Here is a 23242-nt window from a genome sequence, read left to right as displayed (position 1 = left end):
TTGTGAGCGATTTCGACGTCATCGTGATCGGCGGCGGTCATGCCGGATGTGAAGCCGCAGCGGCATCGGCCCGTTTCGGCGCGCGCACCCTGCTGCTCACCCATCGGCTGGAAACGATCGGCGCTATGTCCTGCAACCCCGCCATCGGCGGGATCGGCAAAGGCCATCTTGTGCGCGAAATCGACGCGCTCGACGGCCTGATGGGCAAAGCCGCAGACCGCGCAGGCATCCACTTCAAACTGCTCAACCGCTCCAAAGGGCCGGCCGTTCACGGCCCCCGCGCACAGGCCGACCGTTCGCTCTATCGCGCCGCCATTCAGGATCTGCTCGCCGCCACCCCCAATCTGACGATCCGTGAAGGCGCAGTCGGAGACCTGATCGAAGAGAACGGCCGCATCACCGGCGTCATCTGCGAAGACGGTCGCGAGTTCCGTTGCGGCGCAGTTGTCCTGACCGCCGGAACCTTCCTGCGCGGCGTCATCCATGTCGGCCACACCCAAACGGAGGCCGGACGCATCGGCGAGGCTCCGGCCAAGCGTCTGGGCGAACGGCTTTATGCGCTCGGCCTCCAGATGGGCCGCCTCAAGACCGGCACACCGCCACGTCTAGCCAAAGACAGCATCGACTGGGAAAACCTCCCGGCCGATCCGGGCGATGCCGAGCCCGAGGCCTTCAGCCCCATGACGACGGCCATCACCAACCCGCAGGTCGTCTGCCGCATCACCCAGACCACCGCCGAGACCCACAGGATCATCACCGAGAACCTGCACCGTTCGGCCATGTATGGCGGCGCGATCGCCGGACGCGGCCCGCGCTACTGCCCGTCCATCGAGGACAAGGTCGTCCGCTTCGCCGATCGCAGCTCGCATCAGGTCTTTCTCGAACCCGAAGCCCTGCCCGGCAATCCGGGCGGCGATCTGGTCTATCCCAACGGCATCAGCACCAGCCTGCCCGCCGACGTGCAGGCCGCCATGATCGCCACCATGCCCGGTCTGGAAAACGCCCGCATCGTCACGGCAGGCTATGCCGTCGAATATGATTACGTGGACCCGCGAGAGCTTCTGCCGTCCCTGCAACTGCGTCGCCTGCCGGGCCTGTATCTGGCCGGACAGATCAACGGCACGACCGGCTACGAAGAAGCCGGCGCACAAGGCCTCCTCGCAGGCTTGAACGCCGCCCGCGCCACGGCTGGAAACGAGGCCCTCACGCTGGATCGCAGTGACGCCTATCTCGGCGTCATGATCGACGACCTGACGCTGCACGGCATCAGCGAACCCTATCGCATGTTCACATCCCGCGCCGAGTATCGTCTCACCCTGCGCGCGGATAATGCCGACCTACGCCTGACGCCCAAAGGAATCGCCGCAGGCTGCGTCCTGTCCGAACGCGAAGCCGCTTTCACCGCCCAGAAAGCCGAACTCGACGCCGCCATGGCCCGCGCAGCCGGAACAACCTTCCTGCCGCAGGCCCTCCGCGATGTCGGTTTCGAAGTCTCTCTGGATGGTCGTCGGCGCACGGTTCTGGACGTCCTTGCCAGTAACGGCGACCACACGATCCTGAACGCGCTGGCCCCATGGTTCGCCGAACTTCCTCTGCGTGTGCGCCGTCATGTCGAGACCGAAGCCCGCTATGGCGGCTATCTTCACCGGCAGGATCGTGAAATTCGACAGCTCTCATCGGAAAGTGCCATCGCCCTTCCGGCCGATCTGGATTACACTGCCATCGGCGGCCTGAGCAGCGAAATGCGCGAGCGTTTTTCCCAGGCCCGCCCGACCAGTTTCGCCGCAGCACAGCGCGTGCGCGGGGTCACACCTGCCGCGCTGGTCGCCCTGCTGGCCCATGTAAGGACCCTGTCATGACCACCGTTTCACGTGAAACACACGAAAGGCTGGAGCGCTTCGCCGACCTGCTCGTGCAGTGGAACGCGAAAATCAATCTCGTCAGCCCGCGGGACATCGCCCAGCTCTGGCCCCGCCATATCGAGGACAGCCTCCAGCTTGCGGAGCTAATCCCCGAAGGTGCCACCATCACCGATCTGGGTTCGGGCGGCGGTTTTCCGGGCATCATTCTGGCCATCGCCACAGGCAACCCGGTCACCCTGATCGAATCGGACCAGCGCAAATGTGCCTTCCTGCGGGAAGCCGGACGCATCTGCGACGCAAAGGTCACGGTCATCGCCAAACGTATCGAAGCCGCCAGCCCCCCTCCGGCCGACATCATCACGGCCCGGGCGCTGGCCCCCCTCAACAGGCTCCTCGACTGGGCACGGCCATGGCTGAAGGACGACGGGTTCTGCCTGTTTCTGAAAGGTCAAAAGGCGCAGGCCGAGTTGACCGAGGCCAGCGCCGACTGGCACATGAGCCACACCATTGTTCCCAGCCGCACCGACCCCGGCGGAGCCATCATCAAGGTCAGTGATTTCAAGCGTGTCGTCTAAAACCGAATCCCCCACCACCCGGATCATTGCCGTCACCAACCAGAAGGGAGGCGTCGGCAAGACCACCACCACCATCAATCTGGCAGCAGGTCTGGCCCGTCAGGGACAGCGCGTCCTGCTCGTGGATCTGGACCCGCAGGGCAACGCATCAACCGGCTTGGGCATCGACTACGACCAGCGCAACACCGGCACCTATGCCGCACTGATGGTCGAAGCCGAACCCCACACCCTGCCCCAGCCGACCGCGTTCGAGAATCTCTCGATCATCACGGCCAACAACGAACTGGCTGGCGCAGAGCTTGAAATGATCGGAGACGAGCGCCGCGAATACCGTCTGCGCGACGCCCTGCATGCGCTTGAAGGCGATTACGACACGATCCTGATCGACTGTCCGCCAAGCCTCGGCCTGCTGACTCTCAACGCGCTGGTCGCGTCCGACAGCGTGATCGTGCCGCTGCAATGCGAGTTCTTTGCGCTCGAAGGCATCAGCCAGCTCGTCCGCACCATCGACCGCGTCCGCCGCGCCTTCAACGCAGACCTGCATCTCGAAGGCATCATCCTGACGATGTACGACCGGCGCAACAACCTGTCCGAACTCGTGGCGCAGGATGCGCGCGGCTTCTTCGGCGATCAGGTGTTCGAGACGATCATCCCGCGCAACATCCGCATTTCCGAAGCCCAGAGCCACGGTAGCCCGGTGCTGGATTACGACGCCCGCTCAACAGGCGCCATCGCCTATCTGGCACTGGCGGACGAGCTGATCAAACGCAACAAGAACAAAACAAAGGCGTAACAGGCGATGGCCAAAAAGGACAGTTCCCCACGTCTTGGTCGCGGCCTCGCAGCCCTTCTGGGCGATCAGGCGCCGCAACTGGCCCGCGCCACACGCGCAAACGCCCAGCCGCAGCAGCATTCGTCCCTGCCGGTGGATGTTCTGGCCCCAAGCCCCTTCCAGCCGCGACAGGACATGAACCCCGAGCGCCTGTCCGAACTGGCCGATTCCATCCGCTCACGCGGCGTCCTGCAACCCCTGCTCGTCCGCCCCGATCCGGAAAAAGCAGGCCATTACCAGATCATCGCCGGTGAACGCCGCTGGCGCGCCTCACAGCTCGCAGGCCTGCACAGCATCCCCGTCCATATCCGCGAACTGGACGACACGGACGCGATGGCGGCCGCTCTGGTCGAGAATCTCCAGCGCGCGGATCTCAATCCGATTGAAGAAGCCGAAGGTCTGCAACGCCTCGTCACCGACTACACCCTGACACAGGAAGAACTGGCCGGTGCCGTTGGCAAATCCCGCCCGCACATCACCAACACCATGCGCCTGCTGAACCTGCCGCCGGAAGTCCGCGCGCATGTCCGCAACGGCGACCTTACAGCCGGTCACGCCCGCGCCCTGCTGACCCATCCCGATCCGGTCGCTGCCGCCAAACTCGTTATCGCCCGCGGCCTGAACGTCCGCCAGACAGAAGCGCTCACCAGCGGCAAAGAAACCACGACCCCGGCCAAAAAAGCGCGGGACGCGGAAATCCTCCAGATCGAAAATGACCTCTCCTCCCGCCTCGGCCTGAAAGTCCATATTTCCTATAACGGCAAAAAAGGCGGCTCCCTGAAGATCGACTATACGTCTCTGGAGCAGTTCGAAAGCGTCATGCGCCTCCTCAACCGGAAATAACACACTGGAAAAACAAGGTTTTTCTTCTTTTTCAGACCAGCCGCGAAGAAAAGAAGAAAAACCTCTTGCAGCTTCCCACCGAATCCCGCTATAAGCCGCTCCACCGGTAGACGGGCCATGGGCACATAGCTCAGTTGGTAGAGCAGCTGACTCTTAATCAGCGGGTCCAAGGTTCGAGCCCTTGTGTGCCCACCATGCCCGTCTCCGGTTATTTTCCAGAAATTTCATATTGAATTTCCAAAGCCCGCCAAGGCTCTTTTCGTGCTTTTCGGCAGCCCCTGAAATCCAGAGACTGCCGCGCAAGTTTAGCCCCGGAAATCTGGCAGTTCGTTAACCGTCACGACACGCCACAGGCAGTCGATACGCTCCAGAATGGTAATGGACAGATTCTGGATCGAAAACCGCAGCGCCGTATCGGGATGCACGCCCAGAGCATGTGCCAAAGCTGCACGGATAGCCCCGCCATGACTGACGACAACCATGTCCTCGCCTTCATGCGCATTCGCCAGATCCTCCAGACCATGCGCAACACGTGCACAGACATCCAGCATGCTCTCCCCGCCCGGCGGCAATTCACAGGCAGAAATGGACCAGAACGGATTGGGTGGCAGTCGCAGCAGGGACATGAACTCCGTATGCGGAGTTCCATGCCATTCCCCGATCGACTGTTCGATGAAACGGCCGTCAATCGTCACATCCTGCGAAAACGCCCCCGCCTTACGGATTTCGCCCGCCGTGTCGCGCGCGCGCTGGAGCGGCGAACTGTACCACAATGCCTCAGTCGGCAGACGTCGCGCCAGCGTGGCATAGCCGCCCTGCTGGCTTGCCATCGCTTCTCGGCACAGCGGCACATCGAGCGCCCCATACATCGTCTTGCGCGCACTGGCTTCCACGACCGCGTGGCGAATCATCCAGAACCGGGTCACGCCCTTCGGCAGTTCCGGCGTATCGAGAAAATGCCCGTGCGGGACCGCTTTATCTGTCTGGGTCATGCTAATGGGGCGTAACGGGGGACGGGGTTCGCGTCCAGCAGAACATCCCAGTGTTTCAGGATCAGTTCCAGTTTTCCGAGCACCCGGCGCGCATCCATGCATTCGCGCTGTAAGCGGCGCTCCTCGTCCAGCCCTTCATGCGACGGCTCACCCGAAACCAGCCGCGCCCCCGCACACAGACGCAGCGCGCCCGCCGGTCCATCCAGCATCGGATGCGGCACTGGAACGGGCTGCCCCAGAACACAGAGCAGACTGCCCTCCCCTTCCGCCACCCAGGGCGACAGATCTGCATTCAGCCAGCGATGCAGCCGTCGCGCATCTTCCAGCGCAAGAGGCTGGCCGGGTGCATGAGGGTCCTCCACCAGAAACGACAGGATGGTCGGAACCGCATCCCAGCGCCCGTCATCAAAAGGCGTCCCCATGGGCAGCATAGTCAGGACAGGACGGGCCCGCACCATGGCAACGGCCTCCGTCATGAACCGCGTCAGACGACTGCGAATGACCGGATCGGGTAGCGCAAAAAGCGCGTCCATTTCGGCCAGCGCCGCATACCAGCGCAGGGCCAGCCCGATATTGTGACCGTTATTGAGCGCCGACGCATCCGCGCCTTCCGGCCACTCATCGCGGTTGCCATAGGCCCGCAATCCCTTCGGAAGCGACAGGGACGGTAAACGGTTGCGAATTTCAGGAGGGAGAAGAATGGCCCCACAGAAAGGTGGGCCCGTAAAGAACTTGGAGCCGGTCACCATGACGATGATTCCCCGCTCCACCCAGCCCGCCACCCGCGACGGACTCAGTCGCGCCTGACAGACATCGATAACGACGCTGAGCTTATCGCCCAGCTCGGTACACAATTCCCAGACAAGATCCATGTCCGGTGCCGCAAGCCCGGTCTTGGACTGATCCAGCCGATGCAGCAGCACATGACGCCCTTCAGCCGCTTCGCGTCGCACAAGAGCCGCACATTGCGCATTGATCTCCGCAACAGGCCGCGCCGTGCCATCAGCCGCACGAATATCAACACCAATCAGCCGCGTCTCCGGAGAAAACCCTTCGATCACCTCGCCTTTGCCCACCAGCGTGGAACAGGCACTGTCCGTCGCAAAATGCCGACCGCAAGCCGCCAGCGGCACCCCGCTGCCCGTTTCATCCGGGGCCAGAAGAATGGACGTCACCGGACGCTGCGTTCCCGCCGCCACAAGCGCCAGAACCGCCAGTTCACAGTCCGTCCCGGATGCCGACAGCAGAACCGCATCTTCCGGCAGACCATAATGAGCCCCGATCGCCGCACGGGCCCGGCGCACGACACCTTCCTGAACCAGATCCGGGTCCTGCTTGGCAAGCAGAGCACTCATCATGGTGCGTCGAGCGGATTCAGCCCCTCCAAAACCGCGTTCGGACAGCGAAGACGCCGTCGATGACCCAAAAGTGATCGCCCAGGGCCGAGGACGATGGGAGCTGGAATACCGGTTGAGCCCGGTATGCGGATCAACGGCCAGCCGGGAATCCCCGCCCCCGCTCATCAGGCTCTCGGCGGGTGCCAGAACGGGCCACAACCGGGTCAGAACCCCTTGCAGACGCTCGGCTTCAGATTGTGTGAAAGGCGGCAGATCCGGCAGAAACGCACTCAGCGTCTCCCAACTCTGCAACAAGGCCGGAGCGTCAGGCACGTCGCCCGCAAACACGGCCAACCAGGCCGGAAGCGGCGCAACATCACCAGTATCCAACGCATGAAACAACGCCGCCACACGCGCCGCGGCAAAGCTGGCCAGAAACGGATTGGCGCCCGGCTCCAGCAACCGCATAAGTTCAATGGCATGCCGCAGAAAAGTCGGCGCAAGGCGCGGGGCCTCAAGACATAGTCCGCCGAGCTTGAGCGTCGCCGTATGCAGGCAGAAAGCCTGCCCCGGCACCAGCTCTCCCTCGATCCGGAACGGAAGCGGCAGTGACACATCCAGAATCGGCACCAGCCCATCCGCAATCACCCGCAGATCGGGCCGCTCCAGAACATCCGTCAAAGAGCGTGTCAAAGTATCAGCCAGCATGCCTGCCTCTCCTGCCTCCGCACGACTGTGGGATTAGCCCATCAGCCCGGCCAGCGCGAGAGGCGAAAACAGTCCGTGAAAATCATCTTCATGATTTTACAGAAGCTCCCGCAGCGTTATTTGCGCTGTTCCAACAACACTGTAAGATCAAATGACTCTGCAGGGGTCCAGACCCTGATTTTAACCAAGAGGTTCAAATGCGGATTTTGCTGACAGGCGGTTGCGGCTTCATAGGATCGGCCGTTATACGCCATCTGATCCGGAACACGGACCACTCGGTCCTGAATGTTGACTGCATGACTTATGCAGCCTCGGAAGACACCATCAGCGAAGTCGCAGGCGACCCCCGCTACTCCCATGCGCGTGCGAACATCGTGAACGGTGTGGAAATGCAGCGCCTGTTCGAGGAATATCGCCCCGACGCCGTCATGCATCTCGCGGCGGAAAGCCATGTGGACCGCTCAATCGACGGCCCCGGCATTTTTATCCAGACGAACGTCGTCGGCACCTACTCCCTCCTCGAAGCGGCCCGCAAATACTGGAACACGCTGGGAGACGCTGAAAAGAAGGCCTTCCGCTTTCATCATATTTCCACGGACGAAGTCTTCGGCCATCTGGAGCCGAACGATCCGCCGTTTACCGAAACAACCCCCTACGATCCCCGCAGCCCGTATTCGGCCTCCAAGGCGTCGTCCGACCATCTGGTCCGTGCCTGGTTTCATACCTACGGCCTGCCGACCTTCGTCACCAACACCACCAACAACTACGGCATCTGGCATTTCCCGGAAAAGCTAATCCCGCTGGTCACGATCAATGCGATCGAAGGCCGCGACCTTCCGGTTTACGGCAAAGGCGAAAACGTCCGTGACTGGCTGTTCGTCGAAGACCACGCCGAAGCTCTGGTCAAGGCGGTCGAAACCGGCAAACCGGGCGAAACCTATGCCATCGGCGCCCGCCAGCCCCGCACGAATCTTGAAGTCGTCAAGAAGATCTGCGCCATCCTCGATGAGCTTCAGCCGGACCCGGCTGGCCCGCGCGAACGCCTGATCCGCTTCGTCACCGACCGCCCCGGCCATGATTTCCGCTACGAAATCGACCCGTCCCACGCCGAGAAGGAACTCGACTGGAAAGCGACGCACGATTTCGAAAGCGGCATCCGCAAGACGGTCCAGTGGTATCTCGACAACCGCGCCTGGTGGGAAGGTATCCGCTCCAAGCGCTACACAGGCCAGAGACTGGGAGCCAGCAAGTGAGCACCATCGAGACCAAGCCCATGAAGGGCATCATCCTCGCCGGCGGTTCGGGCACACGCCTGTATCCGATGACGATGGCAGCCTCCAAGCAGCTGCTGCCGGTCTATGACAAACCGATGATCTACTATCCCCTTTCCACGCTGATGCTGGCGGGAATCCGGGACATCATGATCATCACGACGCCCCATGACATGCCCCAGTTCCAGCGTCTTCTAGGGGACGGCTCGCAGTTCGGCGTGACTTTCGAATATCGCGTCCAGCCCTCCCCGGACGGTCTGGCACAGGCCTTCCTGATCGCCGAAGACTGGATTCAGGGTGCACCCTGCGCGCTGGCGCTGGGCGATAACCTGATTTTCTCCGAACATCTCGGCGTCCTGCTGCGCGCAGCCTCCAACCGCCCCGAAGGTGCCACCGTCTTCGCCTATCAGGTCCGCGATCCGGAGCGCTACGGCGTGGTCTCCTTCGACGAGAGCGGCCTCGCCCTCAAGGTCGAGGAAAAGCCGACCAATCCGGACTCCAACTGGGCCATCACGGGGCTGTATTTCTACGATCACCGCGTCGTGGACTTCGCCAAAAAAGTGAAGCCCAGCCCCCGGGGCGAACTGGAAATCACCGACCTCAACAGCATGTATCTCGAAGAAGGCACCCTTCAGGTGGACCGTCTGGGCCGCGGCTGTGCCTGGCTCGACGCCGGTATGCCCGACAGCCTGATGCAGGCCGGAACCTTCGTGCAGACCATCCAGTCCCGTCAGGGCATGCTGGTCGGCTCTCCCGCCGAAGTCGCCTTCCGCAACAAATTCATCAATGCCGACCAGCTTCGCGAGCATGCGAAGAACATGGGCAAGACCGAACTCGGCCGCCTGCTTCTGGAACTGGCTGACAGCTGATTTTGTTTTCAGGGTTCCGGTCTGCTGAAATACGCAACCGGAACCATTTTTTATAAGAAATTTTCACGGCAGGATTTCAGCATGAAGGTCGAACGTCTTTCCATTCCAGAGGTCATTCTCGTTACGCCTCCCCGTTTTGGTGACAATCGCGGCTTCTTCTCCGAGACCTATAATGTTGATCGCATGAACGACGCCGGCATCACCCTGCCCTTCGTTCAGGACAATCAGAGCCTGTCGCGCCAGAAAGGCGTCGTCCGCGGCCTGCACTGCCAGTTGGCCCCCTATGCGCAGGGTAAACTGGTGCGCGTCACACGCGGCGCCATCTGGGACGTCGCCGTCGATGTCCGCACAGGATCGCCAACCTACGGCCAATGGGCAGCCGCTGAACTGTCCGCAGAAAACTGGTCCCAGCTCTGGGTGCCGCCTGGCTTCCTGCACGGTTTCGTGACACTCGAGGAAAATACCGAAGTCCAGTACAAATGCACCGCGCTCTACAGCAAGGCATCAGAACGCGCGGTCATCTGGAACTGCCCGGAACTGAAGATCGACTGGCCCGTTTCCGAAGCTGATGCCGTCCTGTCCGACAAGGATCTGGTCGCACCGCATTTCTCGGAATCCAAAGGCTGGTTCCAGTACGAAAAGTGAGCATGACCATGTCAGGTACAGGTCCCATTCTCGTCACGGGCGGCAACGGTCAGCTTGCCACATCCCTTCAGACGCTCGGCAATGACCGCGTCATCCGTATCGGACGGCCGGAATTTGATTTCGACCACCCGGAAACGATCCCCGCCGCAGTTGAAAAATACAAACCTTCCGTCGTCGTGAACGCTGCCGCCTGGACGGCTGTCGATCTGGCCGAAACGGAAAAAGAGGGCGCTGCCCGCGCCAATAATTCCGGCCCGGCGGCACTCGCTGCTGCCTGTGCACAGGCAGACATTCCGTTCATCCACGTCTCGACGGACTATGTTTTCTCCGGCGACAAGGGCGCGCCTTATACCGAAGACGACGCTACCTCTCCCGAGACCGTCTACGGCAGCACCAAAGCCGAAGGCGAACAGGCCGTCCTGACCGCGAACATCAAAAGCATCATCCTGCGCACGTCATGGGTCTATTCGGCCCATGGTAAAAATTTCGTCCGCACCATGATCAATGCAGGCGCCAAAAACCCCGTGCTCAAGGTCGTGGGAGACCAGAGCGGCAATCCGACCAGTTCAGACGATCTGGCCGAAGCCATTCTCGCCATCATCGCCCTGATCGAGCGGGACGGCTGGAAACCGCAGTACAGGGGCATTTTCCATGCCAGCGGCTCCGGCGAAACCACATGGTACGGCCTTGCCGTCGCTGCTCTGGAAGAAGCTGCGAAACATGGCCAGACCATGCCGCAGGTCAACGCCATCCGCACCGAAGAATGGCCTACCCCAGCCAAGCGTCCGCAGGACTCCCGGATGGACAATAACAAGCTCCATCGCGTTTTCGGCGTAAAGATGCCAGACTGGCGCGACAGCGTGACGCGTATCGTTCACAAGCTGTTTTCTGAAGCCTGACCGACTATTGCCCTCTCCAGGCAGGGGGCAACTGCCTGTCTCTCTCTGGCGTTGCGTTCGAATGATTCCCTTTCTCCATCTTTCGGCCTTAAGCCCGGGTGCCGAAACATGACACAGAAAAGGGCCGAACCTTCCCGCCACGTCGCCATCCTCCTGTCATTATATAACGGTGCCGCTTATCTGGACGCGCAACTCGCCAGCATCCTGGCCCAGACTCATACGGACTGGACCCTGTACTGGCGCGACGATGCCTCCACTGACGGCTCCAAAAACCAGATGCGCGCTTTTGCAGAAGGCCCCGGACAGGGACGATGCGTCGAGATCGCAAACCGGCATGAGCGCCTTGGTGTCGCCGGGTCCTATGCCCATCTGCTCGACATCGTGGCAGACACACCTTATGTCGCCTTCGCCGATCAGGACGACATCTGGGAACACCAGAAACTCGAATGGGCCGTGAAAGAAATCGAAGGCGCGGCCCGCCGACACCCGAACGGAACACCACTCCTGTATTGTGCCCGGCAATATCTGACGAATGCCAATCTCACCATTCTCCAGAAATCCCCGACCCTGCGACGCAAACCCGACTTCCCGGCCGCCCTGACACAGAACATCGCAACAGGGCATACGGTTCTGCTGAACGCCGCAGCACACAGGCTGCTGCGAAACAACCCTCCGCCGCCGTCGATCCTACATGACTGGTGGGCCTATCTCCTGACAGCCGCCGCAGGCGGCGAGATCATTTTCGACAACCGTTGCGTCAGCTACTACCGGCAGCACGCCCAGAATACGGTCGGTGCAACCGGCTCCTTCATCAGACGTGCCGTGGCAGCCTGCCGGCGCGGCCCCAAGGCCTTCATGACGATCTTCCACACTAACGTGACACATCTGCTGAGCCAGCCAGAAAACCTGTCTCCCCCAGCCCTGCGTCTTCTGCAGGACCTCGCGGCGGCACAAACATTCCCTGCGCGCCTGAGCCTGCTGTTCAGATACCAGAACCTCAAACGCCAGAGATTTTCCGAGAATGTTGTCTTCCGGCTCTGGTATCTATTTGCAGACTAGGAATGATTGAAACTCAACCAACACGACAATAAGATTTTCTACGCTCTCAGCCGAGAGAGGCTGGAATGACCGTAATATTCCCAGATAAAATCTTGATTAACTTTAATATTGTGGGACTATATTCATAAATCTTTCAGCCGTCTGACAGATAACCAGATCGGGCTTCTCTTTTTCCACAAGATCAAAATCAATATTTGATGACCAGACGCAATAAAAATTTTCTAAATAGTTGGAAAACCACCACCCAAGACATCCCTGGTCAAGACAGTTTCCAAAAAAAGAATTTCCAAAAGCAATTACTTTCTTTTTTACGGGCGCTGATGGATTGTTCCAGACTGAATATTGCCCTGTATGCTTTCCAGGAACGCCATGGAAAGTTTCCACATTAATCCTGTCAGACATAAATTCATCATTTTCAGTCTCATAGAATTTATCGTAAATGAAATTACCTAAAATTCGATCACTCAAATCCCCTTTTAAAATCATTTCTTTATTAAATTCTTTTTCTTCAGAAATAAAATTAAAAATTAATCCCAATATGTGTGAGAATATCTCATAACTTCCTCTTGGCTGAAGGTGCGTATCAAGCTTTTTATATAAATTTTCCTTATTTTTTAAGTCTTTTCTAGAAAAGACACTCAAAATAGACGTGTAAAAATCATCTTCATGAAGTTTTTTTTCTAATTCAAACAAATTATTTGTTGGAGTTCTAATTTCAAACGGAAATAAATCAGGGTAAACAGATATTTTTTCTGGTATTATTATTTGAATAAATTTTGAATTCAAACTACTTAATTTTTTATTTCTTATTTTTAATAGGGAGTACCATGCTTCTGACGTCAGATCCTTTTCATTTTTATTATCATATTGTTCAATCAAATTATTTGAACCACCGGTCAAAAAAGCATGACCCTTTCTCCCCATCACCGCATCTTTATGTGCGGACATAAATCCCACTGGGATTTCAATAGGAGTTGTCTCAAATACTTGAGAATTTCTGTCTCTTTCAATATAATTTCTTAAAGAAGCGGAGAGAATTCCAATACCAAGATCAGGAACAATGTCAAAACTATCTGATTTTTGATTTTTTAAGAAAAAAACAGCTTCTTTTATTGAATTCCCTATATTCTTCTTTATAATGTTTAGATAATTTTCATTCTTTACCTTGTATTTTTTTATAATAACTGGATCAATATCTAAGTTTAAATTGATAAAATTCTTTATTATATACAAATCCTTTACAAAGCTTGCCCAACCCAAATTTGAATTTAAAATAATATCTCCATCTAAGTGAGATGCTTTTATAATTTCTTCACAAACTAATTTAATATTTTCATCAGATTTATTTTCATCAAAATATAATTCATTCAATTCTTCCCATCCTAAATAATGAAACCCCAAATCATCAACAGTCTCACTGGACGGTATACATCTTAGATAAGTTCCTGTTTCTAAAAAATTTATTCCAATACTTTCTCTTAAATACGCTTCATCTATGGAAATAATTTTCTTAAAACATTTAGTAAAACTTTCAATTCCAATATCAGGATCAAAATTTTCCAGAGAAAAAATAATTCCTAAAGCCGGAAATTTCTTAAATTTAAGCATTATTATTTTACGCAACGGATTTTTTGGATTTTTATTTTTTGAAAATTCTTCGTTGCATCTAATAACGAATTCATCTTCTGCTGATTTTATATAATATGCCATAATAACTTTCTTCAAAAAATCGGCGTGGTTTTTATTAAATAGATCAAACCTGTATGCAAATCTACTCCAACAATCGCCTTGGAAAAGATAACCATTTCTTGAGAAAACAAGAAAATAACCCCTGGATTCACTATCTCAACAAAGAAAACTTTACGTGTTTTCAGCGGATACGATCATAGGTTTATTACATCCTGAGCCAGAAATAAAAACCGGCGCATGGCCTCCATGAACGCACCATCTTGCTCCAGGCTGGACGGACGCGCGGCGTCGTAATCATAGACCGTCCCCGCCGGGCGCGTAGCTTTTTCGGGATCTTCGGACGCATAGCGCGGCACGATATGGGTATGCAGGGACGGCGCCAGATTGCACCACGTCTCATAATTGATCCTCACCGCGCCAGTGACCGCCAGCAGCGCATCCCCGACCGCCGCCATGTCGGCCAGATACTGTGCCCGTGCCTCGCCGTGCAGGTCATTGATCGTCGGCACAACCGGGTCGGCCAAGAGTTGACAATATCCCGGCAGAGGCTGCGTCTCTCCGATCATCAGCCAGCCCGATTTCATCCGCCCGATAACAGAAGAGTTGCTGCCACGTCGTGCGGCAGCAACCCTCTGTGCGATAACATCCGTCATGGTCGGTTCCCCTTCTGCGTGAAGGGGAAAGCGTATCATGCAGCGGCTTCGACGTCCTCGTCTTCGCTCTGCACGATCCGTGTATTCCCACGCGTGGGGCGGAAGCGCTTTTCAACCAGCGCTTCTTCAATGTCTTCCAGAGACGCACCCGCTGTCTCCGGCACGAAGAAGAACACGAAGACTACGGAAGCAATATTGACGAACGCATAGAACCACATCGTCCAGCTCAGCCCGATGGCTTCCGCCATGCTCAGCGCCGTGCTGGTCACCAGAAGATCAGCCCCCCACAGCGTCGCGGCATGAAGCGATGTCGCCTGTCCACGCATCGACAGCGGGAACATTTCCGCCCCCAGCAGCCAGCCACACACCTGAATCCCGCCGGAATTGAACATCATGAACAGTAGCAGGAACACAACGATCAGATAGGCCCCCGTGCTGCCCGGAGCCGGATGGCTCAGGAACATCACGCCAAGCCCAACGAGCGACAGCGCAGCCCCCGGCCCCATAATGAGCATCAGACGACGACGCCCGATCCGATCCACGAACATGCAGCCCAGAAACGTCATGATGCAGTAAATCACCGCAACACCCAATGACGCCAGAAGGGCGGAAGACGTGCCGAAACCCGCATCATTCAGGAAGGTCGGAGTATAGTAGATCATCATCTCCAGCCCGCCGCACTGCGTAAAGAACGCAACACCAAGCGCCGCTACAAGCGCAGGACGAACCCACGGCTGGAACAGACCGCGCCAACCCCGGTTCTGCGGCTCGATCCCTTCCGCGTTCTCGCGGATGGTCTGGACTTCCCGGCGGATGGCCCGCTTGGTCGTGCGGATGCGCCCAAGCTGGATGATGGCACTCTTCATGCCTTCATTTTCAGCTGCCCAGCGCGGGCTTTTGGGCATGAAGAACATGGAAACAAACACGATCGCCGCCGGAATGGCCGCAATACCCACCATGGGGCGCCAGCCCCAGGCCACACGCTGGGTAAAGCCAATGATGTTGGCGATCAGAATGCCCAGACCAATCGCCACATTGAACAGCGTCACCAGCGTGCCGCGACGTTCTTGCGGCGCCAGTTCGGAAATATACATCGGCACGACCTGCGTCGAACCGCCAACCGCCAGCCCCAGCACAAACCGTGCCGCAATCAGGCTCCAGACATCCGGCGCCAGCGAGCAGGCCGTCGCTCCCGCCACGAACACGCCACTGACCAGACAGGTGGTGTTCCGCCGTCCGAACTTCTCCGACAGACTTCCTGCACCAAAGGCCCCGAAAATCGCCCCCAGAAGGATCGCAGAAGCCACCCATTCCTTCATGGTGGCATTCAGATGGAAATCATCCCCGATCAGAGGCAGCGTGCCCGAGATGATGCCGGTGTCATAGCCATACAAACCGCCGCAGATCGCAGCGACCACAGCCGCCAGAATCAGCATCAGCTTGGCATTGGGAGAAACTTCGATGGACGCGGGATCAATATGCTCCCGTCCGGTTCGGACTGTTTTCGTATCGTTTTCCATAGGGGGATAACATATCACGAAACGATTGGTTTTTCAGGTTCGGCAGAAAACAGCCGAAAAATACACTCAAAATACATTCAGGATTGACTGTCGCCTCATAACCCCTTCAGGATACACGTCATGCAGACACCCGATACAACCAACGATGTTCCCGTTATTGGCACGAAAGCGCTGATCATCATGCATGTGATGTTGGTTGCATTCATCGCTCTGGTGCATTTCAAGCTGACGAGCGCTACGGACTTCTGAACCGCCGCCACAGGTCGGCCAGCGCATAGGACAGGGCAGCCCCAAGCCCGATCCAGAACGGAACCGGCGCATCCGTCACCCAGGACAGCATCAGTCCACCCCACGACAACCCCAGCGCCAGTCCGACCGAAACAGCAATCCCGGCGAGCGGTCCCAGCCCCAGCTTCAGCGTCGTCGCGGCAGGGCCAATCATCAGGCTGAACGCCAGAAGCGCCCCGGCCACTTCCGCACAGGCCGCACAGGCCAGCGCCGCCACGGCCATGAACACCACAGACACCAGCCGCGCCGGAACACCCCGCGCCCGCGCCACTTCCGGCGCCAGACTGGCAAACAGCAGCCTGCGCCCCAGAAACGCCAGCAGCCCCAGACACAGCACGGCCACCCCGCACAACGCCTCCAGCGTCGGCACGTCAATGCCCAGAACGTCACCGAACAGCAGCGTAGTCGCAAGGCTGGAGCCCCGGTTGCTCATGTGCAGGAACCACGCCCCAAGCCCCAGACTGGCCGCGAGCACAAGCCCGATCGTGCTGTCGCGCTGGGCGGGAACACCGCGCTCCCCTTCGCGCTCAGCCCCGATGACGAACCCCGCCATCAGACTGAACGCCACCATCCCCGAAAGCGGCGGAAAGCCAAGCCAAACCGCCCCGGCTGCCCCACTAAATCCGATATGCGACAGCGCATGGGCCGCAAACGCCTGACGCCGCAGCATCAGGAACCAGCCCACCGTTCCCGCCAGAACAGAAACAACCGCCGCGCCCACAAAGGCATGGCGCATGAAATCAAACTCGAACATGCAGCCCCCCGTCCGCAAGCTGCACAACCCGCGTCACAACCCCGGACAGAACCTCGGTTTCATGAGACGTCAGAACAATCCCGATCCCCAGACGCTCCGTCAGATCCCGCAACAGACGCACCGTCCGCTCCTGCCCCGCCTGATCGAGCGCCGCCAGCGGCTCATCCAACAGCAGCAGATCCGGACTGCCCGCCAGAGCCTGCGCCAGCCCGACCCGCTGCCGCTCCCCGCCGGACAGCAGCCCCAGCGGACGATGCGCAAACGCCGAAGCCCCCGTCAGCGCCAGAAGCCGGTCTGATTCCTCCCGCCGAGCCCGCAGACGCAACGGGAGTCCCCAACGCACACCGTCCACCGCCGCCCGAACATGACTGACCGCCGGAAGCAGCAACGCCGCATCAGTCACACTCTGCGGCATGTAACCGATATGCTGCCGAGCCTGCGTCGGCGGCAAACCATGCGTGAGAATTTCGCCCGCCTGAAGCGGGATCAGCCCCAGCATCGCCCGCAGAAGCGTGGACTTCCCCGCCCCGTTCCGCCCGGACAGAAGCGTCATGCCCGAAAGCGGCACCGTCAGGGACGCATCCCGCAACACACAGGTCGATCCTGCCGTCAGCGTCACGTCCCGCAGAACCAGCCCGCGCTCCGGCTGACAGCAGACCCGCTTATTTTCCGCCATCACCCAGCGCCTGCTCCACCGTCTGAAGAATGCCATGAACCCAGCCCTGCCAGGACTGGCCTGGTGGCAAAGTCTCCCCAATCGCCACGACCGGCAAGCCCACAGCCTGCGCACGATCCACCAACCGGTCGATCTGCGGCGAATGAATCGCCGGATTGGTCATCAGCATCCGCACCTTACGCCCGTCAATCAACATATCGACCTGCGCCACATCGCGCGGAGACGGCTCCGCATGGTTCATGATCGCAAGCGCAAAATTCTCATCCAGCACAGCCAGCCCCGCATCCCGAAGCAACGTTTCCCCAACCGGCTCCACCGCCGCCACAGGCACGGCCTCATGACGCGCCTTCATCGCCGCCAGACGATCCGTCACGCCGTCCAGTTCCTTCCGGAATATCGCCAGCCTCTCCGCCACGGCTGGTGCGGAAATTCCCGGCTGATGCGACAGCCTGTCCGCAAAGACCTGTGCGACTTTCCCCACCGCCGCCGGATCGAGAAAGAGATGCGGATTATCGCCGGGCCGCCACCCCGCCAGAGATGCCACCACGATCCGCTCCGGCACGGAAGCCGTAAAGGGAAGCGCCCAGTCGTCATAGGTCGCCCCATTCACGACCGCGATGGTCGCCCCTGCCATGGCGCGTGCCATGGAGGGCGAGGGCGTCAAATCATGCGGATCGATTCCCGGTGTCGCCAGAAGGGCCTGCGTCTGCACATCCGCCCCCCCGATCTGCGCCACCACATCGCACCAGGCTGCTTCAACGCACACCACACGCACGGGGGCCTGCGACGGCTCGGCCTGAGCGACGGCTACAGATCCTGAAATCAGTGCAGCCAGCAACAAAGCTGGAAAAAAACGCATCATGGTCCTCAGGGCAGGGGTCAAGGCTCAGGTGTTATAAAGTAACATTTATCGCCTGACCATCCTCACCGGATCGTCTTATCCCTGACGCAGATAAAGTGCCGCCGCCGCGGCCACAACCTTGCGCTGGTAATCCAGATTGAGCGGCAGCGTGCGGGAATGGTAATCCCCGATCGCCTTCATCAGATTGCCATGCTCCTCATTCAGCGCCCTGCGCAGGATCATCGCCGCCGCCGCGATATTAAAACACGGCTCCAGCGCCAGACGCGCCGCAACCTGCGACACCGGCTGATGGGTCATGGATGCAATCGGCAAAATCCAGCGCGAATTGATCTGCATGAGCCCAATATCCACCGAACCGTCCGTATTGGTGCTGACATGCCCCATCGTCCCGCCCTCGACCCGCTGGATTGCAGGCAGGATGCGCGGCGGCAGATGGTAATGCAAAGCCGAAGCCAACATGCAAGCCAGCAGACCGCCAGCCATGATTATGAAAGGACCACAGGGTGAATCATGCCCCGGACCCTAGCATCGGACGCGCCCGCCTGCCATCCTGACCCCCTCGTGATGACCGCAAAGGACAGGAGGACACGTGCAGGACACATCCGCGACCCTGACACTGGACGCTCTCGGCATTTCCTATGAACGCCATGTCTATGACTATGACCCCTCAGCAGGGAAACTCGGCGTGGCCGCCGCAGCAGCGCTGGGCCTGTCGCCGGATCACGTCCTCAAGACCCTGATGGTCCAGATTGACGGACGCCCCGCCTGCGTGGTGCTGCCCGCAGACCGGGAACTGGATTTTATCCGCGTGGCACAGGCCTTCGGAGGCCGGAAAGCCAAGATGCTCTCCCGCCCCGACGCCGAACAGCGCACCGGCTACCGCATCGGCGGCGTGAGCCCCTTCGGACAACGCAGCGCCGTCCCCACAGCCTTTGAGCAATGCGGCATGGACGGTCCGCCCGTCGTCATCAACGGCGGAAGCCAGGGCCTCCTGATCGCGTTATCCCCGCAGGATGCCCTGACCGCCACTGGTGGCCTCGTGGCCGATCTGGTCAAACCGCTTTAAAGGGCCGCTTTAAGCGGCGCCATATCCGTCCGGATGGTCCACACGCCAGCGCAGGGCCGTCTCGACGATATCATCAAGCTGACTGAACTTCGGGTCCCAGCCCGTTTCCTTGCGGATCTGCGAAGAATCCGCCACCAGAACCGCCGGATCTCCCCCACGGCGCGGCGCCCATTCCCAAGGCACTTTCCGACCGCTGACACGCTCGACACTCTGGACGACTTCCAGATTGGTAAAGCCCAGACCATTGCCCAGATTATACGTCACGGACCGCTCATCGAGCTGCCCCATGGCGCGGATATGCGCATCGGCCAGATCCGTCACATGGATATAGTCGCGCACACAGGTGCCATCGCGCGTCGGATAGTCATTCCCGAACAGCTTCAGCCCGGCCCGACGTCCCAGCGCCGCGTCGATCGTCAACGGAATGAGATGCGTCTCCGGCCGGTGATCCTCACCCAGACGTCCCTGTGCATCCGCACCAGCCGCATTGAAATAACGCAGGCACGCGCTCTTCATGCCGCAGATCCGGTCCGCCCAGACCAGCGCCCGCTCGATCAGATATTTGCTCTCACCATAAGGCGACCCCGGGTCAACCGGCGCATCCGCCGAAATCAGCGGCGGACGGTCATCACCACCAAACAGCGCCGCCGTCGAAGAGAACACAAAGCGCTTTACGCCATGCCGCGTGCAGGCCTCGATCAGGTTCAGAGCCGTGATGTAATTCCGGCGCAAATAAAGGAAAGGCTGGCTCATGCTTTCGCCCACAAGCGACAGCGCCGCGAAATGCAGAACCGCATCCCACTGCCCCGAAGCCACCGCGCGGTCCGTCGCCTCCGCATCAGCCAGATCGACATGAATAAACTGCGCGCCCTGCGGCACGGCGGCCCGATGGCCCGTGCTCAGATTGTCGAGAACAACAACCTCATGTCCGCCATCCACCAAAGCCTGTGCCAGATGACTTCCGACAAACCCGGCCCCGCCCGTAACGAGATACTTCACTGATCCAGTTGTCCTTTTTCCAGAAATACCCGGCCCGCCATGACTGATCCATGACGGGCCGGCTCAAGTAAGAGAAGACCAGAACAGGTCAGAGAAGATTCTGGGCGCGGCTGAGGATCATGCTGCACAGCTTCTGCTTCATCTGCCCCTTGAGGCTCGACAGCGACAGCGGATTGCTACCCCCCGTCAGAAGCTGCCCCTGCTGTCCGGCGGCATAATCGCTGGAGGACGTCACGCCCTGCTTGCCCGTCAGGCTGCTCAGGGCTGAAGTGGCGCTGCTGCCACTCAGATAGTTGTTCTGCACACAATAGCTCAGAACACCCGCAACATTGCCCGTGCTGGCGGAAGACACGTTCGGCAGCATGCTGCCCATGATGCCGGTGCCCCCGGTCATGCCACTCATGCCCGACATGCCGCTCATGGCATTGCCCGCACTGCCAACACCCGGAATGGACTGGGCATGTGCCGAGGACGCAACAAGAGCAGCGACCACAAGACCCGCGAAGAGACCGTTCGAGTAACGCATCCTATTTCTCCTTCAGAAGACGCTCAGGGCAGCACCTGTCAGAAGTCACCGTCGCTGCCGACATGTTTACCGAAAGTGACGCTAACATAGGATGGCAGCGGGTTCACCCGTCTAACGTCCGCAGAACTCCCGCGCCGCACCATAAATATGGTAGAGCGAACTGGCCGGAACGTCCGAGACTGTCACGTTTCCAAAGGCGTCGAAGCGATCCACCCACAAAGCGCTCTTCTGATCGGGACTAAACGTTCCAAAGAAATGTTCCGTCAGCCCCCGCAGAATATCCGGCCTCTCATTCCGACAGACCAGCAGGCGGCAAAGCTCGGTCTGCGGCCAGATCCGCGTTGCATTTTCAACGGTCTGCCCTCCTTCCGTAATGGCATCGCGCACGACGGCGCGCCCTGCATCATGCGCCACGCCATGCGCTATTCCGAACGCGAACAACCCGTCCGCCGCCCGGCCAATCGCCCCAGCATCCGGCGTTCCCGGCTCAAGACGCAGATACTCTCCCAGCAGCCAAGCCCATTCAAAGAGATGCCCCGGTTCTACCCGGTTGCTCCCCACAGGAGCCGCCGGACGCCAGTCTGTCATGAAATCTTCAAGAAGCGCCCCCGATCCGGGCTGGATAAATTTCCCCAGCGCCAGACGCACCAGAGAGCGCGCCTCGTCCAGATAAAAGCTGTCTCCCGAAACCTCGAACAGCACCAGAAACGCCTCAAGCAGATGCATATGTGGATTCTGATGCCGGACCGCTCCCGTCAGCGGCACCTCGTCCAGAAACCCGCCATGCTCCGCCCGGAAAATCTGATGCAGTTCCAGCACCGTCTGCCGCGCCACTGCCAGAAAATCCGGATTGCCACTCAGGCGATACGCCCAGCCATAGGCAAACAGAATGAAGGCATGCGCATACAGATCCCGTTTCGTCCCGACCGGCGTTCCGTCCGGCGCAACGGAAAAGATCCACCCCGCCTGCCCATCCCGATGGCGATAAAGCCGCTCGACCTTTTCCAGACACATCAGCGCCTGACCGGACGCCTCATGCAGCCCGTCCAGCGCCGCCCGACAGAATGTCGAAATCTGCCGCGCCTGCACCATGAGCCGCGACGCTTCCAGAACCAGAGACTCTCCGGAAAATGTCAGACGCTCGTGATACAGACCGCGTGTGCGATCAAACCCCACATCGCTCCAGAACGGCAATACCGTCCGCGTCAGCCAGCTGCCCCAAGGGGCCTGCTGCTCAGCATTCATGAGGGTCGGCAAAGAGGTGTGAGGCGTTCCGGTCTGCATTTGACTGCCGTATGAGAGCTGAACGTCCGCGTCAACAGACATAGATCAACCACAGCAGAGCCGGACCGGAAATTTCATATTTTTAGGAGAGAAGGAAACTGGTGGAGCCAATCGGGATCGAACCGACGACCTCCTGAATGCCATTCAGGCGCTCTCCCAACTGAGCTATGGCCCCACATGTTTCATCTGCGGCCCCTTTGGGACGGAGCCGGATGAGGGCGGTATATCGTCATGATTTCGCCCTGACAAGCCTGAAAAACAGATTTCGACAGCAGTTTTCACGCAGAAATCGCCTTCAGCCTCCGCAGTTCCTCCAATAACGGAAGCAGCGGCAGCCCCAGAACGGCATCCTGTGCCCCTTCGACAGCTGAAAAAAGCTGTATTCCGGTGCCTTCCAGCCGATACGCGCCCACACAGGACAAGATGGCAGCCCCTTCCCGCTCCAGATAGGCCTCAAGAAACGCCTCCGAGAACTTCCGCATCGTCAAACGCGGCGATGCCAGATGCTCCCAGATTTTCTCGCCCCCCTTATAGAGAACCACCGCCGTGCGCAGAACATGCGTCCGCCCGCGCAGCCGACGCAGATGCTCTCCTGCCTCCGCCACAGAGCCCGGCTTGGCAAAGGCCACCCCGTCCAGATCGAGAATCTGGTCCGCAGCCACAGTCAGATCCTCGAAGCCCACATCCCGTGTCGCGAGATTGGCTTTTGCATCTGCCAGAGCGATCGCCGTTTCCGAAAGCGTCTGTCCCTGCGCCTCGCAGGATCGCCGCAGCGCTTCCTCATCGAGATCGACCGGTCTGGCCTGCATCGTCAGACCTGCATTTTCGAGCAACATACGCCGGGCTGACGACCCGCTGGCAAGAATCAGGGAAGTACTGAAAGACATCATGATGTACGACTCCGTACTATCGACTGCGGAAAGAAGGACGAGTACTGCAAGAAACCCTGTGAAGGCATTGCGTCAGTACTGGGGTACATGGGGATAGTACCTGCCCTCCCGAAAGGAGTACCGAGTACCGTGGATTGTACGGT

Annotated in this window: 24 protein-coding genes and 2 tRNA genes; 12 read left to right on the top strand and 14 right to left on the bottom strand. The window is 58.8% G+C overall.

Annotated elements, in window-relative coordinates:
- Nucleotides 1-2: 2 nt before the first annotated feature.
- The 5 genes from mnmG (at nucleotide 3) to HKD28_RS05185 (ending at nucleotide 4307) form a co-directional block, all read left to right on the top strand.
- On the top strand, nucleotides 3-1859 hold the full coding sequence (gene mnmG, locus HKD28_RS05205) for a tRNA uridine-5-carboxymethylaminomethyl(34) synthesis enzyme MnmG (protein ID WP_194267378.1): 1857 nt from the start codon (nucleotides 3-5) through the stop codon (nucleotides 1857-1859).
- Entirely contained in the window at nucleotides 1856-2437 is a 582-nt protein-coding gene (rsmG, locus tag HKD28_RS05200; protein WP_194267377.1) for a 16S rRNA (guanine(527)-N(7))-methyltransferase RsmG, read from the top strand. Before mnmG ends, rsmG begins: the two co-directional genes overlap by 4 nt.
- Nucleotides 2427-3230, top strand: coding sequence for an AAA family ATPase (locus HKD28_RS05195; protein ID WP_194262997.1), 804 nt, complete (start codon nucleotides 2427-2429; stop codon nucleotides 3228-3230). The genes rsmG and HKD28_RS05195 overlap by 11 nt, the downstream gene beginning before the upstream one ends.
- Nucleotides 3231-3236: 6 nt before the next feature.
- Nucleotides 3237-4112 carry a ParB/RepB/Spo0J family partition protein gene (locus HKD28_RS05190; protein WP_194267376.1) on the top strand — a complete coding sequence of 292 codons (876 nt, stop codon included), beginning with the start codon at nucleotides 3237-3239 and terminating at the stop codon, nucleotides 4110-4112.
- A 119-nt stretch (nucleotides 4113-4231) separates the two neighbouring features.
- A tRNA-Lys gene (locus tag HKD28_RS05185) sits at nucleotides 4232-4307 on the top strand.
- Nucleotides 4308-4417: 110 nt separating this feature from the next.
- On the opposite strand, the gene HKD28_RS05180 is transcribed toward HKD28_RS05185, so the two are convergent.
- Together HKD28_RS05180 and HKD28_RS05175 are read right to left on the bottom strand one after the other, a co-directional pair.
- Nucleotides 4418-5104 (bottom strand): histidine phosphatase family protein, encoded by a 687-nt coding sequence (locus HKD28_RS05180; RefSeq protein ID WP_194267375.1) that lies wholly within the window; start codon nucleotides 5102-5104, stop codon nucleotides 4418-4420.
- The gene (locus HKD28_RS05175; RefSeq protein WP_194267374.1) at nucleotides 5101-7149 is read right to left on the bottom strand and encodes a hypothetical protein; all 2049 of its coding nucleotides are present in this window, start codon (nucleotides 7147-7149) and stop codon (nucleotides 5101-5103) included. Before HKD28_RS05175 ends, HKD28_RS05180 begins: the two co-directional genes overlap by 4 nt.
- 197 nt (nucleotides 7150-7346) lie before the next feature.
- Between HKD28_RS05175 and rfbB the strand changes: the two genes are divergently transcribed.
- The 5 genes from rfbB (at nucleotide 7347) to HKD28_RS05150 (ending at nucleotide 11892) form a co-directional block, all read left to right on the top strand.
- Nucleotides 7347-8402: a dTDP-glucose 4,6-dehydratase gene (rfbB, locus tag HKD28_RS05170; protein ID WP_194260984.1), complete on the top strand. Its 1056-nt coding sequence runs from the start codon at nucleotides 7347-7349 to the stop codon at nucleotides 8400-8402.
- 20 nt (nucleotides 8403-8422) lie between these two features.
- Nucleotides 8423-9289: a glucose-1-phosphate thymidylyltransferase RfbA gene (gene rfbA / locus HKD28_RS05165; protein WP_194267485.1), complete on the top strand. Its 867-nt coding sequence runs from the start codon at nucleotides 8423-8425 to the stop codon at nucleotides 9287-9289.
- A gap of 81 nt (nucleotides 9290-9370) precedes the next feature.
- Nucleotides 9371-9934, top strand: a complete 564-nt coding sequence (gene rfbC / locus HKD28_RS05160; RefSeq protein ID WP_194260985.1) for a dTDP-4-dehydrorhamnose 3,5-epimerase — start codon at nucleotides 9371-9373, stop codon at nucleotides 9932-9934.
- A gap of 8 nt (nucleotides 9935-9942) precedes the next feature.
- The gene (gene rfbD, locus HKD28_RS05155) at nucleotides 9943-10833 is read left to right on the top strand and encodes a dTDP-4-dehydrorhamnose reductase (RefSeq protein WP_194267373.1); all 891 of its coding nucleotides are present in this window, start codon (nucleotides 9943-9945) and stop codon (nucleotides 10831-10833) included.
- Nucleotides 10834-10941: 108 nt separating this feature from the next.
- Nucleotides 10942-11892, top strand: a complete 951-nt coding sequence (locus HKD28_RS05150; protein WP_194267372.1) for a glycosyltransferase family 2 protein — start codon at nucleotides 10942-10944, stop codon at nucleotides 11890-11892.
- A 102-nt stretch (nucleotides 11893-11994) separates the two neighbouring features.
- On the opposite strand, the gene HKD28_RS05145 is transcribed toward HKD28_RS05150, so the two are convergent.
- The 3 genes from HKD28_RS05145 to HKD28_RS05135 form a co-directional block, all read right to left on the bottom strand.
- Complete coding sequence (locus HKD28_RS05145; RefSeq protein WP_194267371.1) at nucleotides 11995-13602, bottom strand: hypothetical protein; 1608 nt, start codon at nucleotides 13600-13602, stop codon at nucleotides 11995-11997.
- 173 nt (nucleotides 13603-13775) lie between these two features.
- On the bottom strand, nucleotides 13776-14234 hold the full coding sequence (locus HKD28_RS05140; protein ID WP_194267370.1) for an HIT family protein: 459 nt from the start codon (nucleotides 14232-14234) through the stop codon (nucleotides 13776-13778).
- A 35-nt stretch (nucleotides 14235-14269) separates the two neighbouring features.
- A complete protein-coding gene (locus tag HKD28_RS05135) occupies nucleotides 14270-15754 on the bottom strand; it encodes a sugar porter family MFS transporter (RefSeq protein WP_194267369.1) in 1485 nt (494 codons plus the stop codon).
- Nucleotides 15755-15874: 120 nt separating this feature from the next.
- On the opposite strand from HKD28_RS05135, the gene HKD28_RS15895 reads away from it, so the two are divergent.
- Nucleotides 15875-16003 (top strand): hypothetical protein, encoded by a 129-nt coding sequence (locus HKD28_RS15895; RefSeq protein ID WP_264815894.1) that lies wholly within the window; start codon nucleotides 15875-15877, stop codon nucleotides 16001-16003.
- On the opposite strand, the gene HKD28_RS05130 is transcribed toward HKD28_RS15895, so the two are convergent.
- The 4 genes from HKD28_RS05130 to HKD28_RS05115 form a co-directional block, all read right to left on the bottom strand.
- Nucleotides 15990-16796: a metal ABC transporter permease gene (locus HKD28_RS05130; RefSeq protein ID WP_194267368.1), complete on the bottom strand. Its 807-nt coding sequence runs from the start codon at nucleotides 16794-16796 to the stop codon at nucleotides 15990-15992. The genes HKD28_RS15895 and HKD28_RS05130 overlap by 14 nt on opposite strands.
- Nucleotides 16783-17472, bottom strand: coding sequence for an ATP-binding cassette domain-containing protein (locus HKD28_RS05125; RefSeq protein ID WP_194267367.1), 690 nt, complete (start codon nucleotides 17470-17472; stop codon nucleotides 16783-16785). The genes HKD28_RS05130 and HKD28_RS05125 overlap by 14 nt, the downstream gene beginning before the upstream one ends.
- Nucleotides 17459-18334, bottom strand: a complete 876-nt coding sequence (locus HKD28_RS05120; protein ID WP_235993307.1) for a metal ABC transporter solute-binding protein, Zn/Mn family — start codon at nucleotides 18332-18334, stop codon at nucleotides 17459-17461. The genes HKD28_RS05125 and HKD28_RS05120 overlap by 14 nt, the downstream gene beginning before the upstream one ends.
- Nucleotides 18335-18409: 75 nt before the next feature.
- Nucleotides 18410-18817 carry a lytic transglycosylase domain-containing protein gene (locus tag HKD28_RS05115; RefSeq protein ID WP_194260992.1) on the bottom strand — a complete coding sequence of 136 codons (408 nt, stop codon included), beginning with the start codon at nucleotides 18815-18817 and terminating at the stop codon, nucleotides 18410-18412.
- Between the two features lie 106 nt (nucleotides 18818-18923).
- On the opposite strand from HKD28_RS05115, the gene HKD28_RS05110 reads away from it, so the two are divergent.
- Nucleotides 18924-19400, top strand: a complete 477-nt coding sequence (locus HKD28_RS05110; RefSeq protein WP_194267366.1) for a YbaK/EbsC family protein — start codon at nucleotides 18924-18926, stop codon at nucleotides 19398-19400.
- Nucleotides 19401-19409: 9 nt separating this feature from the next.
- Here HKD28_RS05110 and galE read toward each other — a convergent pair whose 3' ends face one another.
- The 5 genes from galE to HKD28_RS05085 all read right to left on the bottom strand — a co-directional run bounded on the left by galE (nucleotide 19410) and on the right by HKD28_RS05085 (nucleotide 23099).
- Nucleotides 19410-20399, bottom strand: coding sequence for a UDP-glucose 4-epimerase GalE (galE, locus tag HKD28_RS05105; protein ID WP_062032730.1), 990 nt, complete (start codon nucleotides 20397-20399; stop codon nucleotides 19410-19412).
- An 88-nt stretch (nucleotides 20400-20487) separates the two neighbouring features.
- Nucleotides 20488-20925 (bottom strand): DUF2501 domain-containing protein, encoded by a 438-nt coding sequence (locus HKD28_RS05100; RefSeq protein WP_194267365.1) that lies wholly within the window; start codon nucleotides 20923-20925, stop codon nucleotides 20488-20490.
- A 111-nt stretch (nucleotides 20926-21036) separates the two neighbouring features.
- Entirely contained in the window at nucleotides 21037-22251 is a 1215-nt protein-coding gene (locus tag HKD28_RS05095) for an AGE family epimerase/isomerase (protein WP_235993306.1), read from the bottom strand.
- Nucleotides 22252-22308: 57 nt separating this feature from the next.
- A tRNA-Ala gene (locus HKD28_RS05090) sits at nucleotides 22309-22384 on the bottom strand.
- Nucleotides 22385-22487: 103 nt separating this feature from the next.
- A complete protein-coding gene (locus tag HKD28_RS05085) occupies nucleotides 22488-23099 on the bottom strand; it encodes a Maf family protein (RefSeq protein WP_194267364.1) in 612 nt (203 codons plus the stop codon).
- Between the last annotated feature and the right edge of the window lie 143 nt (nucleotides 23100-23242).

Source organism: Gluconobacter cadivus (genome assembly GCF_015244745.1).
Taxonomy (GTDB): Bacteria; Pseudomonadota; Alphaproteobacteria; order Acetobacterales; family Acetobacteraceae; genus Gluconobacter; species Gluconobacter cadivus.
This window is presented reverse-complemented; position numbering and strand designations above follow the sequence as displayed.